The sequence below is a fragment of the Paenibacillus sp. D9 genome, from assembly GCF_001188365.1.
Taxonomy (GTDB): Bacteria; Bacillota; Bacilli; order Paenibacillales; family Paenibacillaceae; genus Paenibacillus_O; species Paenibacillus_O humicus.
Window position 1 is genome coordinate 4,213,117 of record NZ_JZEJ01000001.1, and the last position, 11,316, is coordinate 4,224,432.

At 59.3% G+C, this 11,316-nt stretch carries 11 protein-coding genes; 7 read left to right on the forward strand and 4 right to left on the reverse strand.

Annotation, left to right across the window (positions count from 1 at the left end; all coding sequences use genetic code 11):
* Positions 1 to 103 precede the first annotated feature (103 nt).
* The 3 genes from VE23_RS18935 to VE23_RS18945 all read left to right on the forward strand — a co-directional run bounded on the left by VE23_RS18935 (position 104) and on the right by VE23_RS18945 (position 4,706).
* The gene (locus VE23_RS18935; RefSeq protein ID WP_049868801.1) at positions 104 to 1,684 is read left to right on the forward strand and encodes a hypothetical protein; all 1,581 of its coding nucleotides are present in this window, start codon (positions 104 to 106) and stop codon (positions 1,682 to 1,684) included.
* A 608-nt stretch (positions 1,685 to 2,292) separates the two neighbouring features.
* Entirely contained in the window at positions 2,293 to 2,550 is a 258-nt protein-coding gene (locus VE23_RS18940) for a hypothetical protein (RefSeq protein ID WP_049868802.1), read from the forward strand.
* Positions 2,551 to 3,104: 554 nt separating this feature from the next.
* Positions 3,105 to 4,706: a M4 family metallopeptidase gene (locus tag VE23_RS18945; RefSeq protein ID WP_049868803.1), complete on the forward strand. Its 1,602-nt coding sequence runs from the start codon at positions 3,105 to 3,107 to the stop codon at positions 4,704 to 4,706.
* Between the two features lie 552 nt (positions 4,707 to 5,258).
* On the opposite strand, the gene VE23_RS18950 is transcribed toward VE23_RS18945, so the two are convergent.
* The 4 genes from VE23_RS18950 to VE23_RS26640 all read right to left on the reverse strand — a co-directional run bounded on the left by VE23_RS18950 (position 5,259) and on the right by VE23_RS26640 (position 7,873).
* Positions 5,259 to 6,347, reverse strand: coding sequence for a 1,4-dihydroxy-6-naphthoate synthase (locus VE23_RS18950; protein WP_049868804.1), 1,089 nt, complete (start codon positions 6,345 to 6,347; stop codon positions 5,259 to 5,261).
* Positions 6,344 to 7,075, reverse strand: coding sequence for a futalosine hydrolase (locus VE23_RS18955; RefSeq protein WP_049868805.1), 732 nt, complete (start codon positions 7,073 to 7,075; stop codon positions 6,344 to 6,346). Before VE23_RS18955 ends, VE23_RS18950 begins: the two co-directional genes overlap by 4 nt.
* A gap of 168 nt (positions 7,076 to 7,243) precedes the next feature.
* Positions 7,244 to 7,489 (reverse strand): HAD hydrolase-like protein, encoded by a 246-nt coding sequence (locus tag VE23_RS26635; RefSeq protein ID WP_157053998.1) that lies wholly within the window; start codon positions 7,487 to 7,489, stop codon positions 7,244 to 7,246.
* Positions 7,490 to 7,873 carry a D-glycero-alpha-D-manno-heptose-1,7-bisphosphate 7-phosphatase gene (locus VE23_RS26640; RefSeq protein ID WP_069202498.1) on the reverse strand — a complete coding sequence of 128 codons (384 nt, stop codon included), beginning with the start codon at positions 7,871 to 7,873 and terminating at the stop codon, positions 7,490 to 7,492. It abuts the gene before it with no gap.
* A gap of 263 nt (positions 7,874 to 8,136) precedes the next feature.
* Between VE23_RS26640 and ku the strand changes: the two genes are divergently transcribed.
* From ku to VE23_RS18980, 4 genes are read left to right on the forward strand one after another with little or no spacing between them, the layout of a single operon-like run.
* Positions 8,137 to 9,099, forward strand: a complete 963-nt coding sequence (gene ku, locus VE23_RS18965) for a non-homologous end joining protein Ku (protein ID WP_048747113.1) — start codon at positions 8,137 to 8,139, stop codon at positions 9,097 to 9,099.
* Between the two features lie 3 nt (positions 9,100 to 9,102).
* Positions 9,103 to 10,023 carry an ATP-dependent DNA ligase gene (locus tag VE23_RS18970; protein WP_048747115.1) on the forward strand — a complete coding sequence of 307 codons (921 nt, stop codon included), beginning with the start codon at positions 9,103 to 9,105 and terminating at the stop codon, positions 10,021 to 10,023.
* On the forward strand, positions 10,020 to 10,910 hold the full coding sequence (gene ligD, locus VE23_RS18975; RefSeq protein ID WP_232313097.1) for a non-homologous end-joining DNA ligase: 891 nt from the start codon (positions 10,020 to 10,022) through the stop codon (positions 10,908 to 10,910). The genes VE23_RS18970 and ligD overlap by 4 nt, the downstream gene beginning before the upstream one ends.
* A 50-nt stretch (positions 10,911 to 10,960) precedes the next feature.
* On the forward strand, positions 10,961 to 11,191 hold the full coding sequence (locus VE23_RS18980) for a DUF2188 domain-containing protein (RefSeq protein ID WP_021879060.1): 231 nt from the start codon (positions 10,961 to 10,963) through the stop codon (positions 11,189 to 11,191).
* Positions 11,192 to 11,316: the final 125 nt, after the last annotated feature.

Sequence of the window (11,316 nt, forward strand, 5' to 3'; positions counted from 1 at the left end):
GCCGGGGCGCTGTCTGAAGGATGGATAGTCGGACAGGTTTGGGGAGGGGCGGCGGAGGAAACGATGATACGGAGATGGATCGGCGGAAGGGGGATTGAGCGGTATGGATAAGGATCGGAGATTGGATGGGATTAGGGGCGGGGAGCGGGAAAGGAAGGGAAAGACCGATCTCGGCAAACCCCGAATCTTGCCCAGCTGCGGACACGTCCGTCCGGCAGCTTTGTTCGGGCTTGTGCTTCTGTCCGCAGCGATGCTGGAGGGCTGCTTCCCTTCTTCTCCTCTGCAGCAGCCGACCCGGACGGTGATGTCGGATGTGACGGGCGGGAGTCGGATGGCGGACATCCCGGTGCTGGCGCCGGGGACGCTGTCGCAGACTGATGAGAGAGGCAGCGCAGGCGGGGATCGGAATTCTGAGGGCGGAGCGGAAGCCGGTTCGGGAGCCGAGTCGTCAGGGAGCGATGCATCCGGGAAGCTTCCCGAGCACCGTGCTGCAGTCCCTTCTCCGTCTGCGGCTCCAGGCGAAGCCGACGCCTTCCGGGACAGCGCTCCCGAGGCGCTGGCTGTCCGTTCGTCCGAAGCGGCCATGCAAGCGGCTCCATGGATCGCTACAGCCCATACGACGCGAATTAATGCCGCCGATCCGTATGAAGCCGCCGTTCTGGCGTCGCGAATGGCATGGCCCTCAACGGAGAACGATGAGCGACCTGGCGGGGTTGTGCTCGTGCCTCAAGGGGACTGGATTGCGGCCGTTCTGGGAGCGGGCTTGATCGACGATGCCGCGGACGGTCCGCTGCTGTACGCAGATGCAGACGGCATTCCGGAGGCGACATTGCGGGAGCTGAAGCGTCTGCGGCCGATAGGGATGCCCGGGAATGGAGGCGTACAGGCCATTCTGGTCGGGGCGCTGGGACCGCAGGTTCAGCGGCAGGCGGAGAAGCTCGGCCTGCGCGTCGAACGGATCGCAGCCCGCGGAGCCGCTGATCTGGCCCGGGCCGTGGACGCCTACGAAGCCGCGCAGTCGGGCGAGTATCCGGCTGATGTCCTCGTCGGATCTGCGGACGAGGAAGCCCGGCTGTACACGGCGCCCGCCGTGAGCCGGATCGCCAGCAGCGCTGAGCCGCTGCTGCTCGTCGGCCGCGCCGGCATTCCGCTGGAGACGGCGCAGGCTCTGGAGCAGCGCGGCGGCAAAGCGCGCATCCATCTGATCGCGCCAGAGTCTATCGTGCCGCCCGATGTAGTCGAAGACTTGGCCGTGTACGGCCAAGTCACCCGTATTTCGGGCGAGGATCATTTTGCCCAATCGGTCGCAATGGCCCGTTATGTGGAAATGGCCGAGACAGGCGCAGGAGGAAGCGGGGCCGGAATATCGCGAAGCGTATCGCTCGTGAGCTCGGAGTCGCCGTCGCTGGCTCCTGTCGCGGGGCTGCTGTCCCGAGCGGACATGTCCGCTCCTCTCCTTTGGACGGAGAAGGAGGTTATGCCGGAGGCGGTCCTGGCCTATGTGAGATCGCGTCTGACAGAGTCTTCCTCGGCCTCCTTTCGCCATGCTTGGCTGATCGGAGAGCTTGGCAGCTTATCCATGCGGGCGCAAGGCGAAGTCGACACGGTCATTCAACAAGCCGCGGTTCCCGGGCTCGGGAAGCGTGAAGCGGCCGGTAGCTCGGGAAGCGGGCAGCGGAAGTAGGGAGAGGAGGAATTGCAGAGGGATTTGAGTAGGGAGTGGAACAGAGATCGGAACGGAGATCGGAACAGAGATCGGAACGGAGATCGGGACAGAGAGCGGAACAGAAATCGGACAGGAATAGGGATAGGAATATTGGTAGGAATAGGGATTGAAACATTGGTAGGAATAGGGATTGGAATATTGATAGGAATGGGGATGGTAATATAAATCCGAGTAGAGATCGGAACAGAGATTGGAACGGAGATCGGAACAGAGAGCGGAACAGAGAACGGAACAGAGAACGGAAAATAATCGGAGTAGAGAACGGAACGGGATAGGAGCAGGGAAGGAGCCGAGCAGGCTTCCCCGCCAAGAGGGTGGGGCTTGAAAAGCATTATGGTGAGCAATAGCAATGTACGGATTGGATTCGCGATTAGGCGAGTCTATTTGGCGTGCACAAAGGTTATCAAAGACAATTAAAATAGGGATCAAAGCTATCATAAAGCGTTAAATGAGAAGTTAAAAAGTTTAAATTATGCATGAAATAGAATGGGAATCACTCTCTTGCAATCTTGAATATTTGTGAATAAAAAGAAACTTATGTAAGGTTGATGTAGGGAGGGATAGACATGAGCAAGAATCAAGAGCCTGGAGGGGATGGAAATACGCCTTTACCGATGGAAGGAGCGCCGGGAAGAAAGAGCGGCAGAAGCTGGGTTTTCCGCATCGGAATCGGCATCGTCATCCTTGTTTTTTTACTCCTCATCATAGGGGTCGTTCAGTTTATTTCCAGTAAAGACACGGGCGCGCCTCAGCAGCAGGATGGCAAGGCAGGAGCCGGTCAAGGGATAGAGACAATATTTGGGCCGACGGCTCGGCCTTACTGAAGGGACTGGAAGCGCCGGGCATATCTTATTTCGGCGTCAGCCAATGAGCATGTTCGCTGAACGTTGTCCATATAGACAAGGTTTCTGATTGCTGAGCGCTTGATTGCGATGACAAGAAGGTTGTTGGAGTGAAGTCCGGACACGCTGGATTGTTAATGGTTTTTCTGATGGATTTTTTTGAAGGAAAGGATGAGACCAACGGCAGACTACAAGGAGCTAAAGGCCTCATTCCCGATTAAATTAATCCGAATTGATTTTTCATAATCGGATCTGGGGAACCAGTTTCTCAGGTTTAAATTGGGACCTTAAGCTTGGATTGCCGCGAACAATCCAGTTCTTTTCATACTAAAGAATCATTTTTTATTTTGCTTATTTTACCATATTTACCGAATAGATTACGGTGTGGTACATTCGTTGCCACCACCGCTAATCTATTTTTTTTCTTCAAAAGGCGGTTGTGAATATTCATACATAGAACGGAGGCGATATGCAGCATTTATTTTCCTGTATAGTTTTGGATTTGAAAAAAATTATGACTGGAGTGAAATTGTGTAATGAAAAAAATGATTCCTACTCTGCTCGGTACCGTATTGCTGCTTTCTTCCGCTTCCGCTGTCGCTGCCGAATCGCCAAGCCTCGGAGCGGCCGGAACTCCCGGGGTCAGCGTCGTGAACAATCAGCTCGTGACTCAATTCATCGAGGCTTCCAAGGATGCCAAGATTGTCGCGGGCTCTTCCGAGGATAAAATCTGGGCTTTCCTTGAAGGCCAGCAAGCAAAGCTGGGTGTATCCGCAGCGGATGTAAAAATCTCGTTCCTGATCCAGAAGAAGGAAGCCGATCCGACTTCGGGCGTCGAGCATTTCCGCCTGCAGCAATATGTGAATGGCATCCCGGTATATGGCGGTGACCAAACCATTCACATCGACAAGGCCGGCCAGGTTACGTCGTTCGTAGGAGCCGTTCTGCCGGCTCAAAATCAAATCACGGCAAAATCCAGCGTACCAGCCATAAGCGCATCCGACGCTCTGGCTATCGCGGCGAAGGAAGCCAGTTCCCGCATCGGCGAGCTGGGAGCACAGGAGAAGACTCCGTCGGCTCAGCTGTACGTATATCCGGAAGGCAACGGATCGCGTCTCGTCTACCAGACGGAAGTGAATGTGCTTGAGCCGCAGCCTCTGCGCACCCGCTATCTTATCGATGCGGCCGACGGCCATATCGTGCAGCAGTACGATCTGATCGAGACGGCGACCGGTTCGGGCACGGGCGTGCTGGGCGATAATAAGACGTTCCAGACGACTCTTTCCGGCAGCACGTACCAGCTGAAAGACACCACTCGCGGCAACGGCATCTACACCTACACAGCCAGCAATCGGACCACGATTCCGGGCACGCTGCTGACGGACGCCGACAACGTATGGACGGATGGAGCCGCCGTCGATGCCCATACTTATGCCGGCAAAGTATATGATTTCTACAAAACGAAGTTCGGACGCAACAGCCTCGACGGCAACGGCCTGCTGATCCGTTCCTCGGTCCACTACAGCAGCAGGTACAACAATGCCTTCTGGAACGGCACCCAGATCGTATTCGGCGACGGCGACGGCTCGACGTTCATTCCGCTGTCGGGCGATCTCGACGTGGTCGGCCATGAGCTGTCCCACGGAGTCATCGAGTACACGTCCAACCTTCAATACCTCAATGAATCCGGCGCGCTGAACGAGTCCTATGCCGACGTCCTCGGCAACTCGATCCAGGCGAAAAACTGGCTTATCGGCGACGATGTCTATACGCCTGGCATCTCCGGAGATGCTCTCCGTTCCATGTCCAACCCGACGCTTTACGGGCAGCCGGACAACTATGCCAACCGCTATACGGGATCTTCCGACAACGGCGGCGTTCATACGAACAGCGGCATCACGAACAAAGCGTTCTACCTGCTCGCCCAAGGCGGCACCCAGAACGGCGTTACCGTCGCCGGCATCGGGCGCGACGCAGCCGTGAACATTTTCTACAACACGGTGGCCTATTACCTTACTTCCACTTCCAACTTCGCCGCGGCGAAGAACGCCTCGATCCAGGCAGCCAAAGACCTGTACGGAACGGGCTCCTCTTATGTCACCTCGGTGACCAATGCATTCAGAGCCGTAGGCCTGTAAGGCGCGGATCGGTCTGTAAGCAGAAGATAGGTCTGTAAGGCGAAAGATAGGTCTGTAAGCAGAAAATAGCTCTGTAAAATAAAAGAGTCTGAAAAAGAAAGGAGCAGCCGGGTTGCCGGCTGCTCTTTTTATTTGGGAATGACGGCAATTACTGGCCATGTGGGCGCTGTCCGCACTATCGGACATCAGATCCGCTATTTCGTTCAAAATGTCGAGTTTAAGCGTTTATCGGACATAGGATCCGTTATTTGTGAACAATTATCGGGATAGTAGTGAGTTGAAGGGGAATAGCGGAACGTATGTCCGATAGCGACCAGAATAGCGCGAATTACGAGAAATAACGGAACGTATGTCCGATAGCGAGCAGAATAGCGCGAATTGGGAGAAATAGCGGATTGAATGTCCGATAGACAGCATAATAGCACGAATTACGAGGTATAGCGGACGTATGGTCCGATAGCGAAGCGCCTGACCTGAAAGGGGCCAGCCGGGAAAACCGGCTGGCCTGATTCAAGTTCGGTCCGGCCTAGGCTTCTCGAGCAGTGCCGGACATTATTTTCGCAGCAAAGCCAGGTCGAACTCCGGAACGAGGCCTTCCCTCGCCGCTCGTCCGAGCAAGGACTCGACGGCGTTGTAGCCGTCCTCGCCAAGCTCGCGGGTGAACTCGTTCACATAGAGGGCGATGTGGGCGCTGGTGACCTCGGGGGACATTTCCTGGGCATGGGATCGTACGTAATCGGCAGATTGAGCGGGATGCTCCCAGGCGTATTCGACGGAAGAGCGGGCCCATGCCGCGATGGAGCTGCGGTCGAGGGAGCGCTTGGCGATGATGGCGCCCAGCGGAATCGGGAGGCCCGTATCGGCTTCCCACCATGCGCCCATGTCGGCCATCAGCGACAGCCCGTATTCGGGATAAGTGAAGCGCGCTTCGTGAATGACGAGCCCGGCATCGATACGGCCGTCTCGAACGGCGGGCATGATTTCGTGGAAAGGCATGACGACGATCTCCCCGACGCCTCCAGGAACATTCTGCGCCGCCCAGAGCCGGAACAGCAGGTAGGCGGTCGACCGTTCGCTCGGCACAGCGACCCGCTTGCCGCTCAGCCACGATGGATCCGCGCCGGGAGCGGCAGCTCCGCTGTGGGCATGGGCGGAGCCGGCAGCAGGAACGAGGGCCTTATCGGAGGCTTGATCCTGCTGTCCATACGGGACATCGAGGCCTGCCGAGACATACGGCTTTGCCGCAGCATCCGTACCGCCAGCAAGCGTGCCGCCGGCAGCATCCGTACCGCCAGCAAGCGTACCGCCAGCAGCAACCGTGCCGCCAGCGGCGATAGGTGCTCCCGGCATGGCGTCAGCATGGCTGCGCGAGGTTCCGCCGCCGGCGGTCAGCACGAGCGGACCGCAGCCGCGGCCGAGAGCGCCGCCGCAAGGGATGAGCGCGTAGTCTTCCAGAACCCAGGGCAGGGCGGCATAGGAAATTTTCATGACCTCGGGCCCGATGCGGTCGGCTGCCCAGCCGTTGGTGATGTCGATATCGGCATAAGTCACCTCCAGCTCAGGCGCGCCTTCGATAAGGCCATGCGACCAAGCGTGAAAGACAAAGGTATCGTTGGGACAAGGGGAATAAGCGATTTTCATTGGATTCCAAGCACCTCCGGCAGTAAAAATCCCGTCTTTTCAAGCGCCTGGAGCGCGTCGCCGATCCGCCAGGCTTCGCGGTCGCGCGGACCGACCGCATTGGAGATTGCCCGGATTTCCAGCGCCTCGATGCCTTGCATAGCGGCGGCTATGGCGACGCCATAGCCCTCCATCGCTTCAGCGGCAGCTCCCGGCACCCTTGCCTGAAGCTCGGCTGCCGACTCGGCCGATCCCGTGACGGTGGAGAGCGTCAGCACGGGGCCGGCGGCGGCTGCGACAGGCTCATTCGCCGTGCGCAGAGCTTCGGCGATGCGCTCCGCCAGCTCGCGGTCGGCCGCAACGCGCCACGAGCCGAAGCCGAGCTGATCCACGCTTGCGAAGCCGTCTGCCGTCTCGGCGCCCAAATCCGCCGCGATGATATCCGTCGCGATGACGACGGAGCCGACGGGCGCAATCGGGGAGAAGCCTCCGCCGATGCCGGCGCTGATGACATAGCGGAAGGAAGGGCCGCCAGCAATGGCGAGGGCGGCGCTGGCGGCTGCGGCGGCCGGGCCTACGCCGCCCGCGAGCACGATATAGCGGCCGACCCGCCGCAGCGGACCTTCGACCTCGCCGCATACTTCGGAGGGACAGGCTTTGAGCAGGCCGCGGACGACGGCGTCCCGCTCGGCCTCCACGGCGGTGACGACCAGGACGTAATGCGGCGTTGGATCCAGCTTTTTGATCATGAATAGTATCTCTCCCGGGGGGCTTCTTCTCGTAGAAAAAGCCCGTTAATAGTCAAGGGCATGCAGCCCGCTGGTGAAGGGCGAGAACTCGAATGCGCATGGGCAGGAGCTCGTCCGGGTCCGTGATGGACGGTTCATCTCTAACCATACTCCTATGCGGGCGTCCGTTCAAGGAAGCCCCCTCTCTTCCGCCAGTCTATGCACGATAAGCACCGCCGCCTCGAGCAGAGAGGAGACATTCCAGTCCGCCGTGAACGAAGCTCTACCATGTCTACGCGGCCTTCGTGCAGAACCGGCTCCCTCCCGGCTGCCGTCCGCCCTTCCCTTGCTCCTGTCCGCCGCACCGTTCACTCGAATTGTCCGCGTGCCGGCAGCCCGGCCGGCTGCGATATCGCTCTCGCGGTCTCCGATCATTTAGCTCTCGCTCAGCGAGAGGCGATGCCGCTTCGCCAGCTCCAGCAGCATGCCGGGCTGCGGCTTGCGGCAGGCACATCCGTAATCAGGCTTATGCGGGCAGAAGGCGATGCCGTCCAGCCGGGCCCCTTTTTTCGCCAGCAGCTCCTCCAGCCGTTTATGCACCGCCTCCAGATCCGCCAAGGACATGTAGCCGAGGCCGACGCCGCCTTGATTCGTCACCACATACACCCGGTAGCCCGCTTCCGCCAGCCCGCGGATCGCTTCGGCGGTTCCAGGCAATAGATGGACATCGTCCGGACCGTTCACCTGGCGTACACGCCCCGTATTCATCTCGTTGACGACGCCGTCCCGGTCCAGAAAGACCGCTTTCGCTGATTTCATTCCGCATCCTCCTCTTCCGAATTTCCTGCCCCGGGCATTCAGGCTATGCCCAGAGCGGAGCGTAAGCGCACCGGAGCCGTACCTTCCGAGTGGCTTTAGGCCCCTTTGCCTTGTCCGCTTCGCCCCCGCCCCGCTGCCGCCCCGCTGTCGTCCCGCTTCCTATTTCCTTATCTTACCCCGCTCCTCAGCTTCCCATCTTGATTGGCTGCTCCCGGACTGAGGGTAAAAGAGACCAGACTATCCGGCAAGGAGGCATACCGTCCATGCAAACGATCTGGAGGGGAGCGGTCGGCTTCGGCCTCGTCAACGTTCCGGTGCGGCTGTACGCAGCGACCGAGGACAATGACATCCCGATGCGGATGCTCCACAAGAAATACAACCAGCCGATCAAATACCACCGTACCTGTCCCAAATGCGAGGAGGACGTTTCCTGGAGCGACATCGTCAAAGGATACGAGTATGAGGATGGCCGCTTTGTCACCTTCGAGAAGGACGAGCTGGAGCAGCTCGCCTCGAAAACCTCGCGTGAGATCCGTATCCTCGATTTTGTGGATTTGGAGGAAATAGACCCCATCTATTTTCAGAAAACCTATTATCTTTCTCCGGAGGAAACCGGCAAGCACGCCTATCGGCTGCTCGTCGAGGCGCTGAAAAGCACCAAGAAAATCGGCGTGGCCAACGTGACGATCCGGCAGAAGAGCAGCCTTGCGGCTATCCGCGTCGTCGACGGAGTGCTTTCCCTCGTCACCATGTTTTATGAAGACGAGATCCGCGAGAAAAACCATATTCCGGGCCTGCCGGAGGAGGAGAAGATCGACCGGCGGGAGCTGGACATGGCGAAATCGCTGATCGAGCAACTGACGGGAAGCTTCGAGCCGGGGAAATACAAGGACGAGTACCGGGAGAGGCTGCTGGAGGCGATCGAGGACAAGGTGGAAGGCAAGGAGGTCAAGGTCGCCGAAGAGGAGTCGGAGCCGAATGTGCTGGACTTGATGGACGCGCTGCAAAAGAGTTTGAAGCAGCTGAAGCCCGCAGGCGGCACGGATTCCGGGAACGCGGGCAAGCCGTCCAAGCCGCGCAGGGGGGCCGCCTCCAAAGCCAGGCCGAAATCATCCAAAGCCGGATCCTCTTCCTCGAAAGCAAAGCCGTCGGAATCCAAGGGGAAGCCGGCTGCCGCCAAGCCGAAGCGCCGTTCGGGAACCCGCCCGAAAGAGACAGGGTCATAAGGGATGAAGCCTTTCGTCCCGATGTCGCCAATTTTGACGGATAGTCTGCCTGCGGGCGGCGAGTGGGCCTATCAGCTGAAGTGGGACGGCTTCCGCATCATCTCTGTCCTCCGCAGCGGGGAAGCGAGCCTATGGTCGAAGAAGATGAAGCCGAGGACCGAATCCTATCCTGATCTGGCCCATGCGCTCGAAGACCGTGCCGCCGAAGGCTTTCCGGATCTGATGCTGGACGGAGAGGCGTTTCTCCTGGATCCCCATACCGCCAAGCCCAGCTTTCAGATGATGCAGGGCCGGGACAAGCTGCGCGGCCGGGAACGGATCGAGCGGGCCTCGCGCCGCCAGCCGGTCGGTTATCTGATTTTCGATCTGCTCCAGGTGGGAAGAGAGGATCTGCGCAGCTTGCCGTTCGAGGAGCGCAGCGCCCGGCTGAAGAAGCTCTGCTCGAGCTGGCAGCCTCCCTTTTTCCTTGCGGATATGTATGAGGACGGCGAGTCGCTCTGGCGGTGGGCGGAGGAAAACGGCTGGGAGGGCGTTGTCGCCAAGCGGCGCGGCAGCCGGTATTCGGAGGGCAAGGAACACGGTGACTGGTACAAGCGGAAGACGTTTTTTCACCGCGAAGTCGATATCGTGGCTTTGCTTTATAAGGAAGGCAAGCTGTCGAGTCTGGTCATGAGCGGGCAGGGCCGGTACATGGGGCGCATCTCTTCGGGCTTGAACGAAAGAGCCAAGCGGCAGCTTTCCATGCAGAAGACGATGTCGGGGCGCCAGGGTGAATTTGGAGGCAGCCTGCCGGAAGGATTGCGGGGCACCGATATCCGCTGGCTGGCCAGCCCCATTGCGGCCGGCGTGAGCGGCCGGGAGCTGACGCAGTCGGGCCTGCTACGGCATCCCAAGCTGGAATGGCTGGAGGGGATCGTATTATGAGCCGAAGCATGCTGGAAGTGGAGGGCAACCGCATCGAGATCACCCATCCGGATAAAATGCTGTGGCCGGCGCCGGGAATCCGCAAAGCCGATTATTTGCAAAAGCTCGTCCAGCTGGCGCCGTATCTTCTCCGCTATTGCAGCGGACGCCGGCTGACGGCAATCCGGTTCCCGGATGGCGTAGGCGGCAAGTCCTTCTACCAGAAGAACGCGCCTGAACCGACGCCTGAATTCGTGGCGATCGCCGAAGTCGACGGAGTCCGCTACATCAATCTGAACTCCTTATCGACGCTGCTGTGGCTCGGCAATCTCGGCGTGCTGGAGTTTCACCCCTCCTTCGACAAAATCGGGGACGGCATGCCGGGCGAGTGGGTGCTCGACATCGACCCGTCGGAGGAAACCCGTCCCCGCCTGATGGAGGCGGGGAGCCTGATCGGCGAGGCGCTGGACGGCATGGGCATCGCCGCCGTGCCCAAAACGTCGGGAGCGACGGGCATCCAGATCGTCACCCCGCTGGCCAAGCCGTATACGTTCGGGCAGCTTCGGAGCCTGGGCTCTTTTCTGGGGCATTATTTATCCGACAAATATCCGCGGCTGTTCACGGTCGAGCGTTCGATCCGGGCGCGCCGAGGAAGGATCTATATCGACTACGTCCAGCATGCGGCGGGCAAGAGCCTCTCGGCTCCCTACACCCCGAGAGGGCGGGCGGTAGCGACCGTGAGCACGCCGCTAACTTGGGATGAGGTGAGGGGAGAAGCCGATCCGCAAGCGTTCACCCTGCTTACGATCGGGGATCGCCTGCAGCGGATGGGCGACCTGCTCGCCGCGGCGGAGCCTCAGAATCTCGACGCGGTGCTGGAATTCACAGCCAAGCGGGCCGAAGCCTGAATGCCGCTTGGCCGCTGGTTCAAGAAATTCAATCCAGGGAGGAATTTGCAATGGAAGACCAACGCAAAGGAAACGTGCATATTACGCCGGACGGGGACGAGGGATGGGCAACCCAGCGCGAAGGACGCGTGCTCAGCCGTCACGCTACGAAGGCGGAAGCCGAGGAGCGCGGCCGGGCAGAGGCGCGCCAGGCGAAGACGGAGCTGAAGATCCATACCAAGGATGGCCGAATAAGCGAATCCCACAGCTATGGCAACGACCCCTTTCCGCCGAGAGGCTGATGGGCGGGGCAGCTTGCCGAGCGTGTTTCGATTCGAGGCGTGCTTTATTTTAATTCCCTTGAAAACATGAATATAATCGCAAAAATACCGGTCCGCAGGCCTGATGGCCAGTCGGAGCCGGTTTT

Bases quoted from the DNA above. Each gene is read 5' to 3' on its own strand.
- ligD (WP_232313097.1), top strand. From the start codon at position 10,020: ATGAGCCGAAGCATGCTGGAAGTGGAGGGCAACCGCATCGAGATCACC.
- VE23_RS18955 (WP_049868805.1), bottom strand. From the start codon at position 7,075: ATGATCAAAAAGCTGGATCCAACGCCGCATTACGTCCTGGTCGTCACC.
- VE23_RS26640 (WP_069202498.1), bottom strand. From the start codon at position 7,873: ATGAAATCAGCGAAAGCGGTCTTTCTGGACCGGGACGGCGTCGTCAAC.
- VE23_RS18980 (WP_021879060.1), top strand. From the start codon at position 10,961: ATGGAAGACCAACGCAAAGGAAACGTGCATATTACGCCGGACGGGGAC.
- ku (WP_048747113.1), top strand. From the start codon at position 8,137: ATGCAAACGATCTGGAGGGGAGCGGTCGGCTTCGGCCTCGTCAACGTT.
- VE23_RS18950 (WP_049868804.1), bottom strand. From the start codon at position 6,347: ATGAAAATCGCTTATTCCCCTTGTCCCAACGATACCTTTGTCTTTCAC.
- VE23_RS18945 (WP_049868803.1), top strand. From the start codon at position 3,105: ATGAAAAAAATGATTCCTACTCTGCTCGGTACCGTATTGCTGCTTTCT.
- VE23_RS26635 (WP_157053998.1), bottom strand. From the start codon at position 7,489: ATGATCGGAGACCGCGAGAGCGATATCGCAGCCGGCCGGGCTGCCGGC.
- VE23_RS18970 (WP_048747115.1), top strand. From the start codon at position 9,103: ATGAAGCCTTTCGTCCCGATGTCGCCAATTTTGACGGATAGTCTGCCT.
- VE23_RS18940 (WP_049868802.1), top strand. From the start codon at position 2,293: ATGAGCAAGAATCAAGAGCCTGGAGGGGATGGAAATACGCCTTTACCG.
- VE23_RS18935 (WP_049868801.1), top strand. From the start codon at position 104: ATGGATAAGGATCGGAGATTGGATGGGATTAGGGGCGGGGAGCGGGAA.